The following is a 22,980-nucleotide window of genomic DNA, read 5'->3' as shown; positions in this document are numbered from 1 at the left end:
GGATGCTATCCTTGCAGCGCCCGAAGCCGGGCCGGCCTGCCGATCGTTCGCGCCTTGGCAAGGACCGTCGAACCCGTTGCCTTGGCATTGTAGAGCGCTTCATCCGCCGTCACATACATTTGCTGCGGATCGGGCTCGGTCTCGGCGCTGGTCACGGCAATGCCGACCGACACGTTGAGCGGCAGAAACTCTCCGTTCCAGGGGACGGGTCGCAGGAGAGTGCCCATCAAGGCCTGCACGGCCGCTTCCGCTTTGGTGGGCGATTCGGATTGCGGCAGCAGCACGGCAAATTCGTCGCCACCGATGCGCGAGACCAGCCCAGCCTGGGGGAAGGCCTGCCGCAGCCGCTGTCCGAAAGCCACGAGGCAGGCATCCCCCGCGGCGTGGCCCCACTGGTCGTTGAGGCGTTTGAAATTGTCGATGTCGAACAGGATCAATGTGCCGAGATGGCCGCCCGGCGCCTCGGCTTCGGTCCGGTCCAGAAAGCGCTGGAAGCGCACGCGGTTGGCGACACCGGTCAGCGGATCGCATTCAGCCTGCGCGCGCAGGGCCTCCCATCGCAGGCGGTCCTCGGTGATGTCCTGCTTCATGCCGAACAGGGTGTCGACGCGGCCATGGGAGCCGCGGGTCGACGCGGTGATGCGAATCCAGCGTTTGGCGCCGTCGGGGCGGACGATGCCGGCATCGAGCGTGAAGCCCGAGCAGGATTCGATCGCCTTCGTCCGCTTGCGATCGAGCCGTTCGCGCGATTCCTCGTCGAACAGCTCGACGGTTTCGCGGCGTTCGGGGGCGCGATCGGTCGACAGGCCGAAAATGTCGAATACCCCGTTGGTCCAGGTGAGCCGTTCGCTGGCGAGATCGCACGACCATGCACCCATCGGGACCAGCGAGGCGGCCTGATCGTACAGATCCATCGGATGAGGACCGTCGTTGTCGGGATGGGCCAGTCCGACCGCGAAGTCCCGCCGTGCGGCAAATTGATTCATCGGTTCCGCTCTTGACCTCGAGTTTCAGCTGCGACCCTGAAGGGATCCTTAGACACCATAACCACCCCATAACCATGATGGGTAAACGGCGCGTTTAGCAATGGGAGCGGCGATGGGATTGTACAGGTCCGGCATCGGCCTCACCCGGCTTTTTGCCGGCGGCACCTTGCGCCGTGCTGCGCAGGATGGGATCGCGCCTAGGATGAGGGAAACGGAATGGCGCGGCTGATCGCATTCAACAAGCCCCACGGGGTGCTGTCGCAATTCACCGATCGGGGGACCGAAACGGCGCGGCAGACGCTGTCCGACTTTATCGAGATCCCGGGGGTCTATCCCGCCGGGCGGCTCGACCGCGACAGCGAGGGCCTGCTGCTGCTGTGCGACGACGGCAAGCTGCAGGCGCGGATCGCCGACCCGCGCTTCAAGGCCGCGAAGACCTATCTCGTCCAGGTCGAGGGCGAGCCGGACGAGGCGAGCCTCGAAGCGCTACGGAAAGGTGTGCGCCTGAAGGATGGACCGACCCTGCCGGCGCAGATCGAGCGCATTGCCGAGCCCGGGCTCTGGCCGCGCGATCCCCCGATCCGGGTGCGCAAGAGCATCCCCGACAGCTGGATCAGCGTGACCATCCGCGAGGGCCGCAACCGGCAGGTCCGCCGGATGACCGCGGCGATCGGACATCCCACGCTGCGGCTGGTGCGCTGGTCGATCGGAGATTGGAGCCTGGAAGGTCTGGCACCCGGCGACTGGCGCGAGCTCACGGTCTGACGGCTATTCCTCGTTGAAGGCTACGCTTCCCATATCGAGCAGCTCGACGATCAGTTCGGTCGCCTCCGCTGATCCGGTCAGCGCCGCATCGGTTGCCAGGCGGTCGGCCGCGCAGAGACGCTCCGCGAAAGCGGCACTCGCCCCGTCGCATTCGAAGGCTTCGCCGTCGACGAACAGCGATACCGCGCCCGGCCCCTGGCGGATGAAGGAAAAACGCGCGGCTGGGTTGCGCAGCAGCGCGGCGCCCTGCGCCAGCAGCTGCTCCACCTCCTCGCGGACCGGCGGATGCTCGGGCTGCCAGTCGATTTCGGGATTCTTGGGCGCGGTCGCATGCTGGCCGAACCAGCGCGCGAAAGCGCTGCGATCCTGCAGCTTCTCGGCGACCATCGCGTGCAGCTCGGCGAGCGCCCCGGCGGTGATCTCGCCGGGGTTCTCCTGGCGGGCGAGCGCCGGATCGCGGTAGCGGTCGTCCTCCGCGAGTTCGCCGATCACGCTCTGCGCCCAGCCCGCGACCAGCTCGCCGCGCGAGGGCGCGCGAAAGCCGATCGAATAGGTCATGCAGTCGCCGCCGACCGCGACCCCGTCATGCGCGATCCCGGGCGGGATGTAGAGCATGTCGCCGGGTTCCAGCACCCATTCCCCGGTGGGTTCGAAATCGGCGAGCAGCCGCAGATCGGGATGCGGCAGCAGCTCGGTCGCATCGTTGCAGGCTGCGCCGATCCGCCAGCGTCGCCGCCCCAGACCCTGTACCAGAAAAACATCGTAATTGTCGAAATGCGGCCCCACCCCGCCGCCGTTCTCGGCATAGCTCACCATCACATCGTCCACCCGCCAGTTGGGGATGAAGCGGAAGCCTTCGAGCAACGCAGCGACTTCGGGGACATGGTGATCGACGGCCTGCACCAGCAACGTCCACGGCTCGCTCCCCAACTCGCCGAAACGCTCGGCGGGCAGCGGACCGTGTTCGAGTTTCCAGCTGTCGCCGCTTTTGACGACAAGTCGCGATTCGACCTCGCCTTCGCAGGCCAGACCCGCCAGCTCGTCCGGCTCGAGCGGATTGTGCCAATCATTCCACGGGTTGCGGATCAGCAGCGGGCGTCGCTGCCAGTAATCGCGCAGGAATATGTCGATGTCGAAATTCGACAAACGCCTGGTGTCAGCCATCGAATGATTCCGATGCCGCGAGCATGTCCATCAGATTGCGCGCCGCCTCGCGATCGGCTTCCTTCTCGAACGAGGCCTCGAGAACGGGTGCCGCGCCGAGCAGATGCAGCAGCGACCACAGCGCGAAACGCTTGCCGCGATCCTGCTCGAGCCCGAAATCCACCTGCATCCGCTCGATCCCCGCCTCCAGCGCGCCCGGCTGGATGTCGGCAATCGCCGAGGTGGCGAAATAGCGGCGCAGGAGGTCGTCGAAGTCCATCCCGCGTCGCTAGACGTCTGCCCGCCCAGCGCAAGCCATTGCCGCGGCGACACGGGCGCCCGGAGGCGTAAATCGGCTATGGTGATGAATGATTGGTGCGGTCGAGAAGACTCGAACTTCCACGGCCTTACGGCCACAACGACCTCAACGTTGCGCGTCTACCAGTTCCGCCACGACCGCACATGATCGAAGGAGCGCATCTTGGCCCCCGCGTTGGTAGGAGCGCGCCCCTAGCAGGGGGTTTTGAGGGCCGCAAGCGTTTTGGCGGCGGCCGCCGCAAACCGGCGTTGCGCGCGGAACGCAAGACACTTCGCCTAGCGCGGAGCCCAGCCGATATCGGCGTATACCGCAGGCTTCGGTACGTCGGTGGTCGCCTCGTTGATGGTCATCGATTCGCCCGGTGCCAGGCTGTCCTGCGGCGGCATGATTTCCCAGCTGTAGACGATCCGGTCGCGGGCATCGCGCAGCACGATCAGGATCGGCGGCACCGCGCGGGTTTCGCGTGCGGTGTTGGTGACGATGATCCGCGCACCGAAATATTCGGTGCCATTGGCGAGCGTACGCCGCTCCTGCTCGGCTTCGGGAAATTCGATCTGCAGATCGGGTGCACCGACGCCGTAGAGCGGCTTGGTGACGGGGAACCAGTCGGGCGCGCCGAAATAGCTCACTGCAGCCACCGCCCCCAGTGCCAGCGCCGCGAAAATGCCCGCAGCCCAAGTCCACAGCTTCACGTAGTTGCGGCGCGGCTTGAACGGCGGCGCGGAATCGAATTGCGAAGTTCCCTCGTCGAAAGCCGGGGCAGAGCGCCGCTCTGCGCGCAGATCGTCATAGGGCGGATCGCCCTCGTCGAAGCTGGGCCCGCTGGCGGAATCCTCGACCGGGTCGCGGGCGGCCTGCAGATCGTCATAGACCCGCGGCCTCCCGGCAGGCGCCTCACGCGGCGCCGGGCCTGGACGAGGCGGTGGTGGCGCCGGCGCGGGCGCGACATCGACCGGCGCGTCTTCACCGGGATGTGAGCGCGCCTGGGCTGCAGGAGGCACCGCGACAGGCTTGGATGCCTCGGCGGCGGCTTCGGCGGGCTCTTCGACCGGGGGCCCATCCTGATACCAGCTGTGCTTGCATTTGGCGCAGCGGACCGTGCGACCATCCACGCCGATCGCGCTATCGGGCACGACATAACGGGTGGAACAGGCAGGGCAGGCGATGATCATTGCATTCGGTCTTAGGCCGGTGCACGAATCGCAACAAGTGCGACAGCTGTCGGCAATCGGAGCTGTGGGCTTTTTTCCACATCGGCGCCGGGCTATATCCGAGGCCAGATGGGCATTTCCGGCAATTTTGCGGCGTTGGAGCGCTATTTCGCTGGATCCGGCGCGTGAGCCGATCCGAAGAGGAAATCGTCCGTTTCGACAACGTCGGCCTGCGCTACGGCACCGACAAGGAGGTGCTGAGCAACATCGCCTTCAGCCTTTATCCCGGACGGTTCTATTTTCTCACCGGGGCGAGCGGGGCGGGCAAGACCTCGCTGCTGCGCCTGCTCTACCTCGCGCAGCGCCCCTCGCGCGGCGCGATCCGGATGTTCGGGCGCGACGTTATTACCCAGCCGCGCGAGAAGCTGCCTTCGTTCCGGCGGAGGCTGGGGGTCGTGTTCCAGGATTTCCGCCTGGTCGAGCACCTCTCGGCCTTCGACAACATCGCGCTCCCCTTGCGGGTCTCGGGGGTGCGCGAGGCGGATGTGCACAAGCCGGTGGCGGACATGCTCGACTGGGTCGGGCTGGGGAACCGCGCCGACGCCCGGCCGGCGACTCTTTCGGGCGGCGAACAGCAGCGCGTCGCCATCGCGCGCGCGGTCATCGCCCGCCCCGACCTGCTGGTCGCCGACGAGCCGACGGGCAACGTCGACCCCGAAATGGCGCTCAAGCTGATCCGGTTGTTCGAGGCGCTCAACCGGCTCGGGACCACGGTGGTGGTGGCGACCCATGACGTCCATCTGCTGCGCAAGGTCCCGGATTCGCTGATCATGCGGCTCGACAAGGGCCAGCTCTCCGATCCCACCGGGGCGCTGCGCTATCCGCCGCGCAACCCGATGCCTGCAGCTGCGCCAAACCCACCCGGGGCTGGCGGACGATGAGCAGGCCGCCCGTTATGGCGCGAGCGATCGAGCGCGGGCTCGCGCCGCTCAAGGGGCGCCGCGCCTCGCATCTCCTGCCGCGCGCACGGCTGGGCGGGCCGATGCCGTGGGTGATCGCGATCATGGTGACGCTCACCGTTCTGGCCGCAGGAGGCGCGCTGGCGCTGACCAATCTGGTCGACCGCGCGCGCGCCGATTTGGCGGGCGGCGTGACGGTGCAGATCGTCGAGGCCGATCCGGTCCTGCGAACCGCGCAGGCGGATCGCGCGGTGGCGGTGCTGCGCGATCTTCCCGGCGTCGGCACCCTGCGCCGCGTGCCGCAGTCGGAGTTGGAGGCGCTGATCGAACCCTGGCTCGGCGGCGGGGTGCGCAGCGAAGCGGTGCCGCTGCCCGCGCTGATCGACGTCCGGCTCGAGGGCGAAGTGGGCGAGGCGGGGCTCGACGGCATGCGCTCCGCGCTCGCCGAGGTTGCGCCCGATGCGCGGATCGATGCGCAGTCGGACTGGCTCGGCCCGGTGTTCAGCGCCATCGCCGCCCTGCGCTGGCTGGCGATCGGGCTGATCGCGATGCTTGCTTTCACCAGCGCCGCAGCGGTCTGGCTGGCGGCGCGCAACGCGCTCAACGCCAACCGTTCGACTATCGAAGTGGTCCACCTGCTCGGCGGTACCGATGGCCAGATCGCGCGGATATTCCAGCGCTCGGTGCTGATCGACGCGGCGCTGGGCGGAATGGCCGGTCTGGTGCTGGGCGGTATCGCGCTCACCGTCCTTGGCGCGCAGTTCGCGGCGCTCGATGCCGGGCTGGTCCAGGGCGGCGGACTGGGCGGCTTCGACTGGCTGCTGATGGCGCTTGTCCCCTTCGCCGCGGTCGCAATCGCCTTGCTCACCGCGCGGATGACGGTATTGGCCTCGCTGAGGAAAATGTTGTGATCCTGCGCTTCGCTGCCTTTCTCTTGCTCCTATACGCGCTCGGCTTTGTCGTTTTCGCCGTGACGCTGCCGCAGCCGCTGGGCGACGTCGAAACCGATGCGGTGGTGGTGCCCACCGGCGGGTCGGGCCGGATCGCGCGCGGGCTCGAGGTGGTGCGCGCGGGCAAGGCTCGGCAGATGTTCGTCTCGGGAGTCGATCCCGAAGTGAGGCCGCAGGAATTCGCCGATCAGTTCGAGGTAAGCGGCCGGGAGATGGATTGCTGCGTGACGCTGGGCTTTCTGGCGGTGGACACCCGCTCCAACGCCGGCGAGGTCGCGCAATGGGTGGCCGAGAACGACATCGGTAGCCTGCGGCTGGTGACCACCGACTGGCATATGCGCCGCGCTTCGGGTGAGATCCGCGGTGCGATCCCCGAGAGCGTCGTGATCTACGAGGACGCGACGCCTTCGAGCCCCGATCTTCAGCAATTGTTCCTGGAATACAATAAGTTGCTCGCCTCGAGCGTCTCGCAGGGCATGCCGGCCTGATCATGCTGCTGCTGCGCAACATCGCCTTCTATCTGGCATTCTACCTCGGCTCGGTCGTGGTGACGAGCGGCACGCTGCTGGCGCTGCCGTTCAGCCGCGAGCTGTTCCGCCGGTTGGTCCATGCCTGGAGCGCCTGGCACCGCTGGTGCGTGACCCATCTGCTGGGGTGCGAGGTGGTGATCGAGGGCAAGCCGCCCACCGAACCGGTGCTCTACGCGGTCAAGCACGAGAGCTTCTTCGAGGCGATCGACACCCCCCGGCTGTTTCCGGTCCCCGCAGTCTTCGCCAAGGAAGAGCTGTTCAAGATCGTCGGCTGGGGCAGGGCGGGCCGCGCCTACGGCCTCATCCCGGTCGCCCGCGGTGCCGGCGCGCGCGCCCTGATCGGGATGATCCGCGAGGCCAGACGGATGGCGGCGAGCGGGCGCCCGCTGGTGATCTTTCCCGAAGGCACGCGCGTGCCGCATGGCGAGCGGCGGCGGCTGCAGGCTGGCTTCGCGGGACTCTACAAGGCGCTCGGCTTGACGGTGATCCCGGTCGCGGTGGACAGCGGACCGCTCTATCATCGCGGCCTCAAGCTGCCTGGGCGGATCACCTACCGCTTCGGCGAAGCGATCCCGCCGGGGCTGGACCGCGCGGAGGTCGAGGCGCGCGTGCTCGACGCGATCAACGCGCTCAATTCCTAGCCCGCGGCCTCGGCCTCGCGGCGCAGCACCGCGGCGATTCGGTCCATGTCCTCGTCGCTGCCGATCGTGATCCGCAGAGCCTGTGGAAGTCCCTGTCCAGGCAGGTGGCGAACCGCGTAGCCGGCCTCGGCCAGCGCCGCCAAGGCGCGCTCCGCGCTCAGCGCGCCCTCGAACAGCACCAGCAGGAAATTGGCCTTGCTCGGAACCGCGCGCAGGCCGCGGTTGCCGAGCGCCTCGACCGCCTCGGTAAAGCGCGCCAGACCGGCGGAATTGTGGCCGCGCGAGCGCTCGACGAAGTGCTGATCGCCCAGCGCGGCGCATGCGGCGACCTGCCCGCTGACGGTGACGTTGAACGGCCCGCGGATCCGGTTGATCGTGGCGATCAGCCCCGGCGCACCCGTGGCCCAGCCGATGCGCTCGCCCGCCAGCCCATAGATCTTGGAGAAGGTCCTTGTGACCAGCACATTGTCGTGGCGCGCCGCCAGCGCCAGCCCGCCATCATCCTCGTCGGCCTGAAGGTACTCGCCATAGGCCTGGTCGAGCACGAACAGCACGTCGCGCGGCAGGCCGGCGTGCAGCCGCGCCACCTCGGCGGCGGACAGGCAGGTGCCGGTGGGGTTGTTGGGATTGGCGACGAAGACCACGCGGGAGGCGGGCGTCACCGCGGCCAGCAGCGCATCGACATCGGTGCCATAGTCGCGGTCGGGGGCCTCGACCGGGACCGCGCCGCAGCGCCGCGCGGCGATGTCGTAGACCGCGAAGCTGTAGCGCGGAAACAGCACTTCGTCGCCCGGACCGGCATAGCCCTGCGCGGCGAGGTTGAGCAGCTCGTCCGACCCGGTGCCGCAGACGATCCGCGCCGGGTCTATGCCGTGCACTGCGCCGATCGCAGCGCGCAATTCGGTCGCATCGGGATCCGGGTAGCGCGCTCCGGTGCTCACCCCGGCCAGAGCCTCGCTCGCCGCCGGGCTGCAGCCGAGCGGGTTCTCGTTGGCCGAAAGTTTGATCAACTTCCGCCCGTCCGCGCCGGTCGCCCGGCCGGGAACATAGGCGTGGATCGCTTGAATCCAGGGTTTTGCGGTGGGTCCGGTTTCGCTCGTCATGGCGGGGAGCCTTTACGCAAATCGCGGCCTTCGACAAGCGCGACTCCGGGCGATAAGGGAGACCGGTGACCGAAACCTATCGCTCCTCGACCCTGCAGGCGCCGCTCGCTCTCGACGGCGGCGGCGTGCTGACGGATGTCACCGTCGCCTACGAGACCTATGGCGCGCTCGCGCCCAACCGTTCCAACGCCATCCTGCTGTGCCACGCGCTGACTGGCGACCAGTTCGTCGCCAGCGCGCATCCGGTCACCGGCAAGCCGGGCTGGTGGGAACGGATGGTGGGGCCGGGCAGACCGATCGACACCGACCGCTACCACGTCGTCTGCGCCAATGTGATCGGCAGCTGCATGGGCTCCACCGGCCCCGCGAGCCTCGCGCCCGATGGCGAGCCCTATGCGATGCGCTTTCCGGTGATCACCATCCGCGACATGGTCCGCGGGCTGGTGGGCCTGCTCGATACGCTGGGGATCGAGCGGCTGCACGCGGTGGTCGGTGGCTCGATGGGCGGGATGCAGGCGCTCAGCCTCGCCGCCAACTGGCCCGAGCGCACGGCACGGGTGCTCGCCATCGCCACCACCGCGCGGCACTCGGCGCAGAACATCGCCTTCCACGAGGTCGGGCGGCAGGCGATCATGGCCGACCCCAACTGGCGCGATGGCGACTATTACGGCCACGACGACAAGCCTGGCGCGGGCCTCGCGGTGGCGCGCATGGCGGCGCATATCACCTATCTCTCCGAAGACGGGCTGACCGAGAAATTCGGCCGCCGGCTGCAGGATCGCACCGAGAAGACCTTCGGCTTCGACGCCGATTTCCAAATCGAGAGCTATCTGCGCTATCAGGGCAGCGGCTTCACCAAGCGCTTCGATGCCAACAGCTATCTCTATATCACCCGCGCGATGGATTATTTCGATCTCGCCGAGGAGCATGGCGGCAAGCTCGCCGAGGCATTCGCCGGGTCGCAAGCGCGCTTCTGCCTCGTCAGCTTCGACAGCGACTGGCTCTACCCCACCGCCGAAAGCCGCCATGTCGTCCACGCGCTCAACGCCGCGGGCGCGCCGGTGAGCTTCGTCGAACTCTCGGCCCCCTTCGGCCACGACAGCTTCCTGCTCGACGTCCCCGCGCTCGACCGGGTGGTGAAGGGCTTTCTCGAATGAGTTCCTCCGTATCTTCCGAGCTGCGCCCCGATCTGGCGGTCATCGCCGCGCATATCGAACCCGGCACCCGCGTGCTCGACGTCGGCTGCGGCGATGGCGCGCTGATGGCGGCGCTGCTGGGCAAGGGCTGCGACGTGCGCGGGATCGAGATCGACGGTGCGCTGGTCGAGACCTGCGTGGCGCGCGGCCTCAGCGTGGTGCAGGGCGACGCCGACCGCGATCTGGTCGATTACCCCGACCACGGCTTCGACTATGCCGTGCTCAGCCAGACGCTGCAGACCGCCGAGCGGCCCGATTTGATGCTGTCCGAACTGGTCCGCGCCGGGCGCCGCGCCTTCGTCAGCTTTCCCAATTTCGCCTATTGGCGAATGCGCTGGGCACTGCTGCGCCACGGAAGGATGCCCGTCACGCGTCACCTCCCGGTGAGCTGGTACGCGACCCAGAACATCCACCATGTGACGGTGCATGATTTCGAGGCGCTGGCGCAGGAACTGGGCCTCGCGATCGAACGCCGCTGGTTCTTCACCGATGCCCGCGAACTGGGCCCGGGCGGCGCCAATTGGCGGGCGGAATATGCGGTGTTCGAGGTGAGCGGGCGGCGCTGAGCAGATGAACCAGGGGGCAGGCCCCCCTATATGTGGTCGGCCCTGTTGTCCGAACGCCGACGCCATATTCCTGCAAAGATCAGCGCCACGGCGACGGCCGCCATATCGGCAAGCCAATCCATGATATCTCCGGTGCGGTTGAGCATGGGGACCAGCTGCGCGACCTTGATCGCCGCGCCGAAGAGCGACAGCGCGATGCCGATACGAACCAGCGATATGCGCGGATAGGCCCCGGCCGCCAGCACCGCCAGCGTGAAGAATGCGGCCATGTGCTGCGCCTTGTCTCCGATCGCGACAGGCAAATGCGGAGGCTCGGGTAACAGGGCCATCACCGCGGCTAAGACGGCGGCTCCCCAGAAGGCGAATTGGAAAAGGCGGGTCGGCATGCGCGCCAGCTCCTAGCCGCGCTATGCAGGCCAGCATAGGCCCATCGACAATTTCGCGTCCCGGTAATTCACCCGCAAGGAACTGGCGGCAGGGACAATTCCCATCTACCGCCACATCATGCTGCTGTTCGAGGAAATCGCCTTTCGCCAGACTCCGATCGGGGAGCTGTCGCTGCGTCGCCGCCGGTTGAGTGCGCAAGGCGAGGATATCTGGGAGATCAAGCTCAACGACGGCTATCTCATGTCCAGCCGCTTCGTCGAGGGCGAGATCGCGCTGGCCGACCTCGCCCTGCCGCTGGCGCATGGCGAGAAGCTCGATGTCGTGATCGGCGGGCTGGGCCTGGGCTACACCGCCGAGGCGGCGCTGCGCGACCCGCGCGTCGGCGCGCTCACCGTGGTCGAACTCATCCCCGAGGTGATCGAATGGCACCGCGAGCATTTGCTGCCGCTGGGCGAAGCCGTCTCCGGCGATCCGCGCTGCGAGCTAATTCAGGGCGACTTTTTCGAGCTCGCGCGGTCGCCGGCAGGTTTCTTCCCCGACCAGCCCCAGCGCCTCCACGATGCGATCCTGATCGACATCGATCATTCGACCACCCATTTCATCGATCCGGCTACGGTCGATTTCTACAGCATCGAGGCGCTCGAGGCGGTGAGCCGCCGGCTCGCGCCCGCGGGCATTTTTGCGCTGTGGTCGACCGACGCCGAGGACCCGGTGTTCCTCGAGGTGATGCGGCAGTGCTTCACCGAAGTGCGCGTCGAACGGATCGAGTTCGAAACCCCCTATCGCGACAAGCCGGCGTTCAATCTGATCTATCTGGGGCGCAAGCGCTGAGGCACGGCCGCGCCGTCAATCATCGACGAAGCTTTCCCAGCCGGGGGCGACCGGTCGGCCTGCGGCGCGCTGCAATTCGATCGCCCGCTGCATTGATGCGCGGCTTGCGGGTTCGCCAGCGGCGCGTTGCAGCACTGCCAGGTTGACCCAGTCCTGTGCTCTCCCGGGAGTAATGCGCAGCAGGCTGGTAAGCCGGGCGATGGCGAGCTCGGGTTCGCTATTGGCGATCGCGATCGCGGCCAGGCTGCGATGCGCCGCAATCGTGTCGGTGTCGGCCAGCAATCCGGTTGCGAGCATCTGGACCAGCGCTTGTTCGCGCAGATCGGCATCCCGGAGCTGATCGCCGATGGCGTGGAGCCGCTGGGCTGCGGCCAGCCGCTCATGGTTGTTGGAGCTGTCGTCGGAGATGATCGTGCGCAGCAGGCCGGCGCTGAGTTCAGAATCGCCATCCGCCAGCGCCTCGTCGGCGCGGACGATCAGGCAGGCGGCGGGTTTGCGGATGGATTCGCCCGAGCTGACGCAGCTATTTGTCCGCAGCGTCCGCGTCCTGCCGACAAAGGGATCCATCCCCGATCCTGGAACGAGCCCTGCCACCCCGGTATTGGTCGCAATCGGTCCGTCCTGAATGATCTGTCGCTTCGGAACTCTTGAGCCAACTATTACCTTGCGGCGTTCGGCCTCGCCTTCGACGATGATCATCTGCCCGGGCGCTTGAGCAGCCTCGTCGGCCGGGGGCTCCTCTGCGGTTGAACTGACAGCTACTTGCGCCGGAGGTTCGGCGCCCAGCGGCGTGCCTGCGAGGATCAGGCAAGGTACGGCCCACACCAGTTTCGACATCGGCTGCCTCCAGTTTGATCAATTCAGATCGATCGATACGGCCTCATGACGATCTTCGCAATTCTGCGAGGCCTCGGGCGAATATCACCCGAGCCCGCAGGCGCCCTATTCGTATTCCGCCCAGGCCCGGCCATTGTCCCAGTGCAGCGTCACCTCGGACACGGTGCACAGGTCGAAGCCCTGCCAGAAGGCCTCGTCGCCATCGTCCCAGACGACCTTGATGTCGTAATTGCAGGCCTTCTGACGCGGGGCGAATTCGATGGTCACCGTTTCGCCGTCCTCGAGGATGTCGAGGCCCATGAGGTCCTCTTCCCACTCGTTGCTGGAGGAGGGGGCGACATAGACTTCCGAGATCGTGTAGCCGGTCGCATTGACCAGATCGAAATCCTGAATGCCGACCGAATAGGCCGGCGCCGCGGCGAAGAGCAAGGCGGCGGGCGCCGCCATTTTGAGCAGTGTGTTCACGTTCCATTACCCCAGTTTCGACCCCAAAAATGGGGAATGAACACGGGGGTGGTGAATGCAAGGGAAATGTGATGATACTTGAAGCAGACTGCAATAGAGGTGCTACTCGGAAATCGGAACCGGTGCACTTCGCGAGGCCGGGGCTCGACAGCTTGTGCGGCGGGTTCGCCTCGCGCCGGAGAACCAATCGCGGTCTCGCAGCGTTGACGATCATCCCCCAGCGATGAAGGAATTTTCGATGCGCCTCAGAACCCGAGCTCTCATCGCTTGCTGTGCGCTGCTCCCGCTCGCCTCGGCCTGCGCGACCGTAGCCGAGCAGCGGGTCGAGGCCGGGCTGGCCGAAGCCGGCGTGCCGCTCGGCATCGCCACCTGCATGGCCGACATCTGGGCCGAGGAACTCTCGATCTCGCAGATCCGCCGGATTTCGCGCTTCGCCGACGCGGTGCGCGACCGGGACCGCCGGCTCACCGTCGGACGGCTGGTCACCCATGTCCGCGAATGGAACGATCCCGAGGCGATGGCGGTGGTAACCGGCTCGGCTGCGCGCTGCGCCTTCGAATAGGCGCCCTCTAGGCCTTCAGCCGCTCCGCGTGCCAGCGGATATGGTCGGCCATGAAGGTCGCAATGAAGAAATAGGAGTGGTCGTAGCCCTCCTGCAGCCGGATCTCGGGTTCCATCCCCGCCGCCTTGCAGGCCTCGGCCAGCCGGTGGGTCTGGAGCTGTTCGACGAGGAAATCGTCGGCCATGCCCTGATCGACCAGTAAATGGTCGGCGCGCGCGCCATCCTCGATCAGCGCCACCGAGTCGTATTCGCGCCAGGCCGCAGGGTCCTCGCCGAGATAGCGGCCCAGCGCCTTCTCGCCCCAGGGTACCTGGCTCGGCGCGACGATCGGGCTGAAGGCGCTGACCGAGCGGAAGCGGTCGGGGTTGCGCAGGCCGACGGTGAGCGCGCCGTGGCCGCCCATCGAATGGCCCATGATCGATTGCCGCGCCGGGTCGACGGGGAAATTCCCCTCGATCAGCGCGGGCAGTTCGCGCTCGACATAGGCGCGCATCCGGTAGTGTTCTTCATAGGGCGCCTGCGTCGCGTCGACATAGAAGCCCGCGCCGAGACCGAAGTCGTACTCGCCATCGGCATCGGGGACATCCTCGCCGCGCGGCGAGGTGTCGGGGGCGACGAAGATTATGCCGTGTTCGGCGCAGGCCGCACGGTATTCGCCCTTCTCCATGACATTGGCGTGGGTGCAGGTGAGCCCCGACAGATAGTACAGCACCGGGAGCGTCTCCCCCTCCGCAAAGCTCTCGGCTTGCGGGGGGAGATAGACCGCGAAGGTCATCTCGGTACCGGTCTCGGCGGAGGCGTGGGAATAGACCCCCTGCACCCCGCCGAAGGACTTGGCTTCGGAGACCGTTTCCAGTTCCATGTCGTAGCTACGCTGCGTCATCAGCCCAGGCGTTTCATGACGCAGATCTTGTTGCCCGCCGGATCGCGCAGATAGGCCAGATACATATTGCCGATTTCGCTCTCGCGGATGCCCGGCGGATCCTCGATCGCGGTGCCGCCATTGGCGAGACCCGCGGCGTGCCAGGCATCGCCCTGTTCCTCGCTCTCGACCGCGAAGCCGATCGTACCGCCATTGGCGCCGCAGGCTGCGCCGCCATCGATCGGCTTGGAGAGCAGGAAGATCCCGCCATTGTGCATGTAGAGGACCCGGCCCTTGGGATCCATCCGGCCTTCCTTACCGCCGAGAGCGGCAAAGCAGGCATCGTAGAATGTCTTCGAGGCGTCGATATCGTCGGCGCCGAGCATGACGTGGCTGAACATGGTCTGGTCTCTCCTGTTTTGGTGTCGTGTCGTCGGGTAATGGGCCGGGCTCAGTCGAAGACCACGACGCTGCGGATGCTTTCGCCCGCATGCATCAGGTCGAAGCCCTTGTTGATCTCGTCGAGCTTGAGGACATGGGTGATCATCGGATCGATCTGGATCTTGCCGTCCATGTACCAGTCGACGATCTTGGGCACGTCGGTGCGGCCGCGCGCGCCGCCGAAGGCGCTGCCCCGCCAGTTGCGCCCGGTGACGAGCTGGAACGGCCGCGTCTCGATGGTCTTGCCCGCTTCCGCCACGCCGATCACGATGCTGGTGCCCCAGCCCTTGTGGCAGCATTCGAGCGCCTGGCGCATCACGGTGGTGTTGCCGGTGCAGTCGAAGCTGTAATCCGCGCCGCCGTCGAGCATCGCGACCAGATGCGCGACGACGTCCTCGACGTCCTTGGGATTGACGAAATCGGTCATCCCGAAGTGCTCGCCATAGGGCTTCTTGTCCGGGTTGATGTCGACCCCGACGATCCGGTCGGCGCCCGCCATCCGCGCGCCCTGGATGACGTTGAGCCCGATCCCGCCCAGTCCGAACACAACCACGTTGTCGCCCGGGCGGACATCGGCGGTGTTGATCACCGCGCCGACCCCGGTGGTGACCCCGCAGCCGATGTAGCAGCTGGTGTGGAACGGCGCGTCGTCGCGGATCTTGGCGACCGCGATCTCGGGCAGCACGGTGAAGTTCGAGAAGGTCGAGCAGCCCATGTAGTGATGGATCGTCCGGCCCTTGTAGGAAAAGCGGCTGGTCCCGTCGGGCATCAGCCCCTTGCCCTGCGTCTCGCGGATCGCGCTGCACAGATTGGTCTTGCCCGAGAGGCACATTTTGCACTGGCGGCATTCGGGGGTGTAGAGCGGGATGACGTGATCGCCTTCCTTGACGCTGGTCACCCCGGGGCCGATTTCGCGCACGATCCCGGCGCCTTCGTGGCCCAGGATCGAGGGGAACAGCCCTTCGGAATCCAGCCCGTCGAGCGTGTAGGCATCGGTGTGGCAGATCCCGCTGGCCTTGATTTCGACCAACACCTCGCCCGCCTTGGGTCCCTCGAGGTCGAGTTCGACCACTTCGAGCGGCTGCTTGGCTTCGAAAGCGACGGCGGCGCGGGTCTTCATACGGGGGGTCTCCAAGGCTTCGGTCGTGCCGAGGCCTAGGCGAGGCCCGCTGTGCTCGCAAGTCGGTAGCTTGCGGTTCAGGCTGCGGCGGCTACCACGGCGGGCATGACAGCTCTTCTTTCCGCAACGCTCCTGCTCGCGCTCCAAACCGCACCGGCACCGGCACCGATGCAAGCTCAAGCTCCGGCCCTCTCGCTCGAACAGCAGAGCGGGCTGCGCTGCGCCGCTGCTTTCGCGCTGGTCGCGCAGGCGCAGTCAGCCGGCAATGCCGAGGCGCTGAAATATCCGGCGCTGGGCCAGCGCGGGCGCGAGTTCTTCGTGCGGACCGCCGCGCGGCTGATCGACGAGACCGCGCTGGACCGCGACGGCGTGGCGCGGCTGCTGGCGCAGGAAGCGAACCGGCTGGCGCAGGAGGAAGGCGCGCTCGACCGCGCGATGCCGCCCTGCCTGATGCTGCTCGAGGCCTCGGGTCTCTAGCGGGCTGTCAGCGCCGGTTCACGGCCGACGCAGCAAAACGCGCTTCGCATTTCGCTGACGAGGTTACGATTCGCATGCGCCGCATCATCCTGGCTACGATGGCCTTCCCGCTCGCCGTTCTTGCCATGCCCGCGATGGCGCAGGACAGCGTCTCCGCTTCTCCCGCCGAGGCCGAGGCGCTCGACCGCATGGCGCCGAGCCTGTCCGATCCCGCGCGCCAGGCGCAGCTTGCCGGCACTCTCGCCGCCCTCACCGAAATCGTGCTCGACATCCCGCTGGCACCGCTGGTCGAGCCGCTCGCCGAGGCGGCGGGCGAGCCCGCCGGACGGGTCGATCCCGACCTGACCCTGCGGCGGATGACACCGCGCAGCGACGATCTTTCGCGCACCATTCAGGAGCGCCTGCCGCAGGCGATGGACCGCATTGCCGGCCTCTCGGGCAGCCTCGCCGCGCTGGTCCCGGCGCTGCGCGACATGGCCGATCAGCTCGAGATCGCGCTGCCGCGTGAAATCGGCGCGCCAACGCGCTGATCCGCAGCGTAAACTTGCATCGGCAAGGCTGGCATTCGCCGGCCCCATGCTTCATGGACGCTCCCCACCATGTGGCAATTGCACCAATTCCCCCTCTGTCCCTTCAGCCGCAAGGTTCGCCTCGTGCTGGGGGAGAAGAGCATCGCCTATGAACTCGTCCGCCAGGCACCCTGGGAGGCCAGCGACGAGCTGATCGCGCTCAATGCCGCGGGGCGCGTTCCCGTGCTGCACGACCCGGCGCGCGATCTCGCGATCAGCGACAGTCGCGCGATCTGCGAATATCTCGACGAGACGGTCGAGCGCAGCCCGCTGCTCGGCGGAACCGCGATCTACCGCGCCGAGATCCGCCGGTTGATCGCGCTGATGGACGAGAATTTCTTCGGCGACGTGATCGCGCCGCTGTTCCACGAAAAGGTCCACAAGCGCCTGGTGCTGCGCCAGCCCCCCGACGGGCGGGTGCTGCGCGAGGCGATGAAGCTGGCGCATGGCCATCTCGACTACATCGACTGGCTGGTCGACACCCGCAGCTGGATCGCCGGCTCGACCATGAGCCTCGCCGATCTCGCCGCGGCGGCGCAGCTCTCGGTGGCGGATTATCTCGGCGGGATCGACTGGTCGGGCCACGAGCAGACCCGCGGCTGGTATTCGGTAGTTAAGAGCCGCCCCAGCTTCCGCCCGCTGCTGGGCGAGAAGATGGAAGGCATCCAGCCCCCGTCGCATTACGCGCTGGTCGATGTTTGAGTGGAACTTGCCGGTTTGCTCACCATATCGCGAGGGAAGGAGACCGCTATGACCGACAAGCTCGCAATTCCCGATGCGCAATGGCGCGAGAAGCTGACCCCCGAACAATATCACGTGCTGCGCGAAGGCGGCACCGAACGCGCCTTCACCGGCAAATACGACAAGAACAAGCAGGCGGGCGAATATCTCTGCGCCGCCTGCGGCCAGCTTCTGTTCGACAGCACGCACAAATACGACAGCGGCTCGGGCTGGCCCAGCTTCACCGCGCCCGCCGACGAGGATGTGGTCGAGCAACACCGCGATGTCAGCATGGGCATGGTCCGCACCGAGGTGCTGTGCTCGAAATGCGACGGGCACCTGGGGCATGTCTTTCCCGACGGTCCCGGCGAGACCGGGCTGCGCTATTGCATCAACAGCGCGGCGCTCGATTTCGAGCCCGAGGACGACGCGTCCTGAGCTGCTGCGCGCGCGCCGGGGGAGGGTACGGCGGTTCGCCGTTCACGCATCGTTACAACTGCCCTATGCAACGCCCGGATCAGTGATCGGGTGACGCGAATTGGCGGGACGCAAACAGAACGATATGACCCAGCGGGGCAGCCGTCGCAGCGCGGGCAAGGCCCAGGCTGCAAAGCGCAGCGGTGGTGGCGGCGAACGGCCCGGGCGCCGCGGCTGGCGGCTGTGGCTGCGCCGGCTGATCCTGTGGGGTCTGGCGCTGGCGCTGCTGGGGGCGCTGTTCGTGGGGCTGGCGGTGGCTTTCGCCGCGCGCTCGCTTCCCTCCTTCTACCAGCTCCAGGCGACCCAGGTCGGACAGACGATCGTGGTGCGTGCGCGCGACGGCAGCGAGATCGTCGAACTCGGCCCCAGCTATGGCCAGTGGCTGAGCTCGGAGGAGATCCCGCAGGTCATGAAGGATGCGATGATCTCGGTCGAGGATCGGCGCTATCGTTCGCATTTCGGGGTCGATCCGATCGGTCTGGCGCGCGCGCTGTGGGTGGCGGTCACCGACGACACCCGCGTCGCGGCCACTTCGACGATCACCCAGCAGCTGGCGCGCAACGTCTTCCTCAACTCCAACCGCACCATCGACCGCAAGCTGCGCGAGGCGGTGCTGGCGGTGGCGTTGGAGACCAAGTTCACCAAGGAACAGATTCTCGAGCTCTATCTCAACAAGGTCTATTTCGGCGGCGGCGCCTACGGCGTGGATTCGGCCTCGCGCAAATTCTTCAGCCATCCCGCCACCGACCTCTCGATCGCCGAGGCGGCGATCATCGCCGGGCTGGTCAAGGCGCCGAGCCGCTATTCGCCCACCGCGGACGTCAACGCCGCGGTGGACCGCGCCAGCGTGGTCTTGCGGCTGATGCGCGAGCAGGGCCGGATCAGCGCCAGCCAGGCTTCGGTCGACGTCTCCGCGGTCAATCTCAAGGAGGAGACTGGGCAGAATTCGGTGCGCTATTTCACCGACTGGGCGCTGCCGCAGCTCGACCTGCTGCTGCCCGAGACTTTCGAGCCGATCGAGGTGTGGACCACGCTCGACACCGGCATGCAGCGCGCCGCCACCGCTTCGATCCAGGCCAACACCCCCGAGGGCGCGCAAGGCGCGCTGGTCAGCCTCGACCGCGACGGCGCGGTGCTCGCGCTGGTCGGGGGGACCGATTACGTCCAGACCAATTACAACCGCGCCACCGACGCGATGCGCCAGCCGGGCTCGGCGTGGAAGCTGTTCGTCTATCTCGCCGCGCTCGAGGCGGGCTATACGCCCGAGGACCGGGTGGTCGACGGGCCGGTGACGATCGACGGCTGGAGCCCGCGCAATTCGGGCGGCAGCTATGCGGGGGCGATCGATCTGCGCACCGCCTTCGCCTATTCGAAGAACACAGTCGCCGCCCAGCTCGGCAATGAAGTCGGCTTCGGCACCGTCGCCAGCATGGCGCGGCGCTTCGGCATCACCACCCCTGTCTCGACCTTTCCCTCCATGGTGCTGGGTTCCTCTGAGGTCCGGCTGATCGACATGACCCGCGCCTTCGCCGCGGTCTCGGCGAGCGGGCGCTCGGTCGAGCCCTATGGCATCCTCAAGGTGACCACCGGCGACGGCGAGCTGCTCTACCAGCACGAGCGCGCGCGCGAGGTGCAGCTGGTGCCCGACCATGTCGCCGCCGGGATCACCGACCTGCTACAGACAGCGGTCAACACCGGAACCGGCCGCGCGGCACAGATCGGACGCCCGGTGGCGGGCAAGACGGGCACCACCAATTCCAACAAGGACGGTTATTTCGTCGGCTTTTCGAGCGGCATCACCACCGGCGTGTGGATGGGCCGCGACGACAACGCCCGCGTCGCCAGCCTGCAGGGCGGGCGCGCGCCGGCAGAAGCCTTCGCCGCCTATATGCGCTATGCGGTCAGGGCGCGCCCGATCGAGGAATTCGACACCGATCTCGAACTGCCCGAATGGCAGCTGGAACCCGACGACGAGCAGATGTTCGGCGATCCCGACGATTATTATTTCATCGACGAGCAGGGCAATCTGATCGAGCCGGGCCGTCCGCAGGACGAGGGCGAGGGTTACTTCCCCTATCCCGAGCAGCCGGGCGTCGCCCCGGGTGCGGGCGAAGGAGACCGTCCCCGCCAGCCGGGTCAGCCGCCGAGACGCCCCGGCGGGCAGCCGCTGCCGGGCGAACCCGCGCCCGACGATCCCGCGGCGGCGAGCGACGATTTCCTCCGTCGCGCCATCGGCGAGGAGAGCGAAGAGCCGCCGCGCCAGCAGCAGCGCCAGCCCCGCCCGCCGAGCAGGCCGCCGATCGAATATTGAGGCTCGCGAAGGCGCTGCTTCAGCCAAACGAGAAAGGGGGGCCCCACCCGGCGGTGGAGCTCCCCTTTTACTTTGTTCCGCAGCTGGGCGGTACGCCGGCTAGCGGAGGCGAACCGGGAGATAGGCCGGCGGGCGTCCGCGCCGCTGGACGCGTAGCAGCACCGCGTCGCGGTCCTCGGCATCGGCTTGGGCGATCACGGCTTCGAGCCCGGCAATATCCGCCACTTCGCGGTAATTCGCGCTCAGGATGATATCGCCGCGCTGGAGACCCTTGCGCGCGGCATCCGAATTGGAATCGACCGCACCGACCGCGAGGCCTGTGGTCCCCGCAGACGCGCCGAGCTGGCTGGCGATCTGCGGGTTGAGCGGCACGACCTGAAGACCGAGACGCTGCTCGATCAGCCCGTCGTCGGGGCTCTCAAGCATCTCTTCCTCTTCGGCTTCGGGATCGAACATCTGCTGGCGCGCCAGCTCTTCGGCGCTGGGGCGGCTGCCGACCGTGACATTGGTGCGGACGCGCTCGCCGTTGCGGATGTATTCGACCGGGATCGTCTCGCCCGGCGCGACATTGGCGACCAGGAAGGACAGTGTCTGCTCGGGTGTCACCGGCTCGCCATTGATGCTGATGACGATGTCGCCCGCGCGAAGCCCGGCACGCTCGGCACCTTCTCCCGGCTGGACCGACTGGACGATTTCGCCGCGATTGCGCTCGATCCCGAGCGAAGCCGCGAGATCGTCGGTGACCGGCTGGATGCTGATCCCGAGATAGCCGCGCTCGATTGCCTCGCCGCGGCGCAATTGCTCAACGATCGGGGCCGCGATCTCCGCGGGGATGGCAAAGCCGATCCCCACGCTGCCGCCGGTCGGCGAGATAATCGCATTGTTGATACCGATCACATTGCCCTGCATATCGAACAGCGGACCACCAGAGTTGCCACTGTTGATACTGGCATCGGTCTGGATGTAGCGATCGTAGGCGCCGCCGACCATACCGGTGTTGCGCAGCACCGCGGAAACGATCCCGCTAGTGACGGTGCCGCCCAGACCGAAAGGGTTGCCGATCGCGACCACCCAATCACCAGGGCGCGCTCGGGTGGAATCGCCGAAGCGCACGAAGGGAAAGGCTTCGTCGCGACTAACCTTGAGGACCGCGAGGTCGGATTCGACATCGGTACCGACGATTTCGGCCTCGTATTCGGTGCCATCGGGCATGGTCACGGTGATCTCTTCAACCGTACCCCGGCCCCGCGGGCTGACCACATGGTTGTTGGTCACCACATAGCCGTCCGCCGAGATCAAGAAGCCCGAACCGAGCGACTGCCCCTCGCGGAACTGCGGTTCGGCGTCCTGCTGGCCCTGGCGGCGGTTGAACAGCCCTTCGAAGGGCGTTCCGCTGAACGGGTTGGAACTCTGCACCTCGACCCGCTGCCGGGTGGAGATGTTGACCACCGCAGGCTGCAATTGCGCGGTGAGGTCGGCGAAGCTCTCGGGCGCGCCGGCGCGCGGCACCGCCCGCGAGATCTGCATATCGTCGTTCTGCGCCACCTGGGCACCCGCGGGGTAGCCGGTCGCCAGCGATACGGCGGCACCGCCAACCAACAACACACTCGTCAATCCATAGGCATATCGCACTGGTTTCACGTCCTCTCGTTCCTTTGCATGAAGCGCGCCTGCGCCGGTGACCCGGTGCTGGCGAGCGCCTTTATAGGGGCTCGGCTCGTTTCAACCCTTATCCGCTGAACCGCCATTGAACGCCGATGGTTCCGCTCGACGAACGGTCAACGCTGTCCGCGGAACTGCCTCAGATACTCATTGTCGGGCGACAGGATAATGCTGTTCTCGCCGCCGTTCTGACCGGAAAACGTCGTGTCGTAGCTCTGCATGGCGCGGTAGAAATCGTAGAACGAGGGATCCTTGCCGAAGCTGTCGGCATAGATCCGCGCCGAATCCGCATCCGCTTCGGCGCGGATGATGCGCGCGTCCCGCTCACCCTGGGAGCGGATCGTGCGCGCTTCGCGCTCGCGGTCCGATTCCATCCTGCGGAAGGCCGAATTGAGCGGGGCGCCATCTGGTAGGTCGGTACGCTTGATCTTCACGTCGATCACCTCGGCCCCGTATTGCCGGGCCTGGCGGTCGAGGTTGGCGCGCACATTCGCCAGCGCCGTGCCGCGTTCGGCGGTCAGCATGTTCTGGAAGGTCCGGCGGCCGAGTTCCTGGCGCAGTACCGAGTTCAGGATCGGTTCGAGCGCGAGGCGCACGCCCTCGGTGGTACCGGCGCGCTCGACCATCCGCACCGGATCGAAGATCCGGAACCGCGCATAGGCATTGACCAGCAGGCGCTGCTGGTCGTTCGACAGCACTTCCTCGTCGGACATCTCGAGATCGAGGACCCGCTTTTCGATCCGGCGGACCGAATCGATGAAGGGCACCTTGAAATAGAGCCCGGCGTTGGTCTCGCCGCCGGGCGTATTGACCACGCCGATCGGCTCGCCGGTGCGGATCACCACCGCCTGTTCTTCCTCGGGCACGATATAGACGCTGGTGAAGAACAGCACGATCAGCACGGCCAGCGCGATCAACAATTTGCGATGCCTGTCCCAGATATTGCTCAT

General features: G+C 66.9%; 27 protein-coding genes and 1 tRNA gene. 14 read left to right on the top strand and 14 right to left on the bottom strand.

What is annotated here, in order from left to right:
* Positions 1 to 5 precede the first annotated feature (5 nt).
* Positions 6 to 986 (bottom strand): GGDEF domain-containing protein, encoded by a 981-nt coding sequence (locus ACQ5J0_RS04375; protein WP_462569301.1) that lies wholly within the window; start codon positions 984 to 986, stop codon positions 6 to 8.
* A 216-nt stretch (positions 987 to 1,202) separates the two neighbouring features.
* On the opposite strand from ACQ5J0_RS04375, the gene ACQ5J0_RS04370 reads away from it, so the two are divergent.
* Positions 1,203 to 1,751, top strand: a complete 549-nt coding sequence (locus tag ACQ5J0_RS04370) for a pseudouridine synthase (protein ID WP_462569300.1) — start codon at positions 1,203 to 1,205, stop codon at positions 1,749 to 1,751.
* 3 nt (positions 1,752 to 1,754) lie between these two features.
* On the opposite strand, the gene ACQ5J0_RS04365 is transcribed toward ACQ5J0_RS04370, so the two are convergent.
* The 4 genes from ACQ5J0_RS04365 to ACQ5J0_RS04350 form a co-directional block, all read right to left on the bottom strand.
* Positions 1,755 to 2,915 carry a JmjC domain-containing protein gene (locus ACQ5J0_RS04365; protein WP_462569299.1) on the bottom strand — a complete coding sequence of 387 codons (1,161 nt, stop codon included), beginning with the start codon at positions 2,913 to 2,915 and terminating at the stop codon, positions 1,755 to 1,757.
* Positions 2,908 to 3,174, bottom strand: coding sequence for a hypothetical protein (locus ACQ5J0_RS04360; protein WP_462569298.1), 267 nt, complete (start codon positions 3,172 to 3,174; stop codon positions 2,908 to 2,910). The genes ACQ5J0_RS04365 and ACQ5J0_RS04360 overlap by 8 nt, the downstream gene beginning before the upstream one ends.
* 93 nt (positions 3,175 to 3,267) lie before the next feature.
* A tRNA-Leu gene (locus ACQ5J0_RS04355) sits at positions 3,268 to 3,354 on the bottom strand.
* 134 nt (positions 3,355 to 3,488) lie between these two features.
* A complete protein-coding gene (locus tag ACQ5J0_RS04350) occupies positions 3,489 to 4,385 on the bottom strand; it encodes an MJ0042-type zinc finger domain-containing protein (protein ID WP_462569297.1) in 897 nt (298 codons plus the stop codon).
* A gap of 164 nt (positions 4,386 to 4,549) precedes the next feature.
* Between ACQ5J0_RS04350 and ftsE the strand changes: the two genes are divergently transcribed.
* The 4 genes from ftsE to ACQ5J0_RS04330 are packed head-to-tail and all read left to right on the top strand — an operon-like array spanning position 4,550 to position 7,444.
* Entirely contained in the window at positions 4,550 to 5,305 is a 756-nt protein-coding gene (ftsE, locus tag ACQ5J0_RS04345; RefSeq protein WP_462569295.1) for a cell division ATP-binding protein FtsE, read from the top strand.
* Positions 5,302 to 6,234, top strand: coding sequence for a cell division protein FtsX (locus tag ACQ5J0_RS04340; protein ID WP_462569294.1), 933 nt, complete (start codon positions 5,302 to 5,304; stop codon positions 6,232 to 6,234). The genes ftsE and ACQ5J0_RS04340 overlap by 4 nt, the downstream gene beginning before the upstream one ends.
* A complete protein-coding gene (locus tag ACQ5J0_RS04335) occupies positions 6,231 to 6,761 on the top strand; it encodes a YdcF family protein (protein ID WP_462569293.1) in 531 nt (176 codons plus the stop codon). The genes ACQ5J0_RS04340 and ACQ5J0_RS04335 overlap by 4 nt, the downstream gene beginning before the upstream one ends.
* Positions 6,762 to 6,763: 2 nt before the next feature.
* Entirely contained in the window at positions 6,764 to 7,444 is a 681-nt protein-coding gene (locus ACQ5J0_RS04330; RefSeq protein WP_462569292.1) for a lysophospholipid acyltransferase family protein, read from the top strand.
* Here the strand turns inward: ACQ5J0_RS04330 and hisC are convergent.
* The gene (gene hisC / locus ACQ5J0_RS04325) at positions 7,441 to 8,547 is read right to left on the bottom strand and encodes a histidinol-phosphate transaminase (RefSeq protein WP_462569291.1); all 1,107 of its coding nucleotides are present in this window, start codon (positions 8,545 to 8,547) and stop codon (positions 7,441 to 7,443) included. The two genes, ACQ5J0_RS04330 and hisC, sit on opposite strands and share 4 nt — an antisense overlap.
* Before the next feature lie 65 nt (positions 8,548 to 8,612).
* On the opposite strand from hisC, the gene metX reads away from it, so the two are divergent.
* Together metX and metW are read left to right on the top strand one after the other, a co-directional pair.
* Positions 8,613 to 9,704 carry a homoserine O-acetyltransferase MetX gene (gene metX / locus ACQ5J0_RS04320; RefSeq protein ID WP_462569290.1) on the top strand — a complete coding sequence of 364 codons (1,092 nt, stop codon included), beginning with the start codon at positions 8,613 to 8,615 and terminating at the stop codon, positions 9,702 to 9,704.
* The gene (gene metW / locus ACQ5J0_RS04315) at positions 9,701 to 10,309 is read left to right on the top strand and encodes a methionine biosynthesis protein MetW (RefSeq protein ID WP_462569289.1); all 609 of its coding nucleotides are present in this window, start codon (positions 9,701 to 9,703) and stop codon (positions 10,307 to 10,309) included. Before metX ends, metW begins: the two co-directional genes overlap by 4 nt.
* Positions 10,310 to 10,335: 26 nt before the next feature.
* On the opposite strand, the gene ACQ5J0_RS04310 is transcribed toward metW, so the two are convergent.
* Positions 10,336 to 10,695: a VanZ family protein gene (locus ACQ5J0_RS04310; RefSeq protein ID WP_462569288.1), complete on the bottom strand. Its 360-nt coding sequence runs from the start codon at positions 10,693 to 10,695 to the stop codon at positions 10,336 to 10,338.
* Between the two features lie 118 nt (positions 10,696 to 10,813).
* Between ACQ5J0_RS04310 and ACQ5J0_RS04305 the strand changes: the two genes are divergently transcribed.
* Positions 10,814 to 11,527 carry a hypothetical protein gene (locus tag ACQ5J0_RS04305; RefSeq protein WP_462569287.1) on the top strand — a complete coding sequence of 238 codons (714 nt, stop codon included), beginning with the start codon at positions 10,814 to 10,816 and terminating at the stop codon, positions 11,525 to 11,527.
* Between the two features lie 15 nt (positions 11,528 to 11,542).
* On the opposite strand, the gene ACQ5J0_RS04300 is transcribed toward ACQ5J0_RS04305, so the two are convergent.
* Both ACQ5J0_RS04300 and ACQ5J0_RS04295 read right to left on the bottom strand, forming a co-directional pair.
* On the bottom strand, positions 11,543 to 12,364 hold the full coding sequence (locus ACQ5J0_RS04300) for a hypothetical protein (protein ID WP_462569286.1): 822 nt from the start codon (positions 12,362 to 12,364) through the stop codon (positions 11,543 to 11,545).
* A gap of 105 nt (positions 12,365 to 12,469) precedes the next feature.
* Complete coding sequence (locus tag ACQ5J0_RS04295) at positions 12,470 to 12,829, bottom strand: argininosuccinate lyase (RefSeq protein ID WP_462569285.1); 360 nt, start codon at positions 12,827 to 12,829, stop codon at positions 12,470 to 12,472.
* 238 nt (positions 12,830 to 13,067) lie between these two features.
* On the opposite strand from ACQ5J0_RS04295, the gene ACQ5J0_RS04290 reads away from it, so the two are divergent.
* Positions 13,068 to 13,391: a hypothetical protein gene (locus ACQ5J0_RS04290; RefSeq protein ID WP_462569284.1), complete on the top strand. Its 324-nt coding sequence runs from the start codon at positions 13,068 to 13,070 to the stop codon at positions 13,389 to 13,391.
* A gap of 7 nt (positions 13,392 to 13,398) precedes the next feature.
* On the opposite strand, the gene fghA is transcribed toward ACQ5J0_RS04290, so the two are convergent.
* The 3 genes from fghA to ACQ5J0_RS04275 are packed head-to-tail and all read right to left on the bottom strand — an operon-like array spanning position 13,399 to position 15,814.
* Positions 13,399 to 14,253 (bottom strand): S-formylglutathione hydrolase, encoded by an 855-nt coding sequence (fghA, locus tag ACQ5J0_RS04285; protein ID WP_462570055.1) that lies wholly within the window; start codon positions 14,251 to 14,253, stop codon positions 13,399 to 13,401.
* Positions 14,254 to 14,273: 20 nt separating this feature from the next.
* Entirely contained in the window at positions 14,274 to 14,654 is a 381-nt protein-coding gene (locus ACQ5J0_RS04280) for a VOC family protein (protein WP_462569283.1), read from the bottom strand.
* Between the two features lie 50 nt (positions 14,655 to 14,704).
* A complete protein-coding gene (locus ACQ5J0_RS04275; RefSeq protein ID WP_462569282.1) occupies positions 14,705 to 15,814 on the bottom strand; it encodes an S-(hydroxymethyl)glutathione dehydrogenase/class III alcohol dehydrogenase in 1,110 nt (369 codons plus the stop codon).
* Positions 15,815 to 15,919: 105 nt separating this feature from the next.
* Between ACQ5J0_RS04275 and ACQ5J0_RS04270 the strand changes: the two genes are divergently transcribed.
* The 5 genes from ACQ5J0_RS04270 (at position 15,920) to ACQ5J0_RS04250 (ending at position 20,368) form a co-directional block, all read left to right on the top strand.
* Positions 15,920 to 16,291, top strand: coding sequence for a hypothetical protein (locus tag ACQ5J0_RS04270; protein WP_462569281.1), 372 nt, complete (start codon positions 15,920 to 15,922; stop codon positions 16,289 to 16,291).
* 74 nt (positions 16,292 to 16,365) lie between these two features.
* The gene (locus tag ACQ5J0_RS04265; RefSeq protein ID WP_462569280.1) at positions 16,366 to 16,821 is read left to right on the top strand and encodes a hypothetical protein; all 456 of its coding nucleotides are present in this window, start codon (positions 16,366 to 16,368) and stop codon (positions 16,819 to 16,821) included.
* Positions 16,822 to 16,890: 69 nt separating this feature from the next.
* A complete protein-coding gene (locus ACQ5J0_RS04260; RefSeq protein ID WP_462569279.1) occupies positions 16,891 to 17,562 on the top strand; it encodes a glutathione S-transferase family protein in 672 nt (223 codons plus the stop codon).
* Between the two features lie 48 nt (positions 17,563 to 17,610).
* The gene (gene msrB / locus ACQ5J0_RS04255) at positions 17,611 to 18,018 is read left to right on the top strand and encodes a peptide-methionine (R)-S-oxide reductase MsrB (protein WP_462569278.1); all 408 of its coding nucleotides are present in this window, start codon (positions 17,611 to 17,613) and stop codon (positions 18,016 to 18,018) included.
* Between the two features lie 124 nt (positions 18,019 to 18,142).
* Positions 18,143 to 20,368: a PBP1A family penicillin-binding protein gene (locus ACQ5J0_RS04250; protein WP_462570054.1), complete on the top strand. Its 2,226-nt coding sequence runs from the start codon at positions 18,143 to 18,145 to the stop codon at positions 20,366 to 20,368.
* 99 nt (positions 20,369 to 20,467) lie between these two features.
* Here ACQ5J0_RS04250 and ACQ5J0_RS04245 read toward each other — a convergent pair whose 3' ends face one another.
* Both ACQ5J0_RS04245 and hflC read right to left on the bottom strand, forming a co-directional pair.
* Positions 20,468 to 22,000, bottom strand: a complete 1,533-nt coding sequence (locus ACQ5J0_RS04245; RefSeq protein ID WP_462570053.1) for a Do family serine endopeptidase — start codon at positions 21,998 to 22,000, stop codon at positions 20,468 to 20,470.
* A gap of 146 nt (positions 22,001 to 22,146) precedes the next feature.
* Complete coding sequence (hflC, locus tag ACQ5J0_RS04240; protein WP_462569277.1) at positions 22,147 to 22,980, bottom strand: protease modulator HflC; 834 nt, start codon at positions 22,978 to 22,980, stop codon at positions 22,147 to 22,149.

The organism is Qipengyuania sp. SM2512, assembly GCF_054954005.1.
Note: the sequence above shows the minus strand (reverse complement) of the source record. Positions and strands in the feature narration are given on the sequence as shown.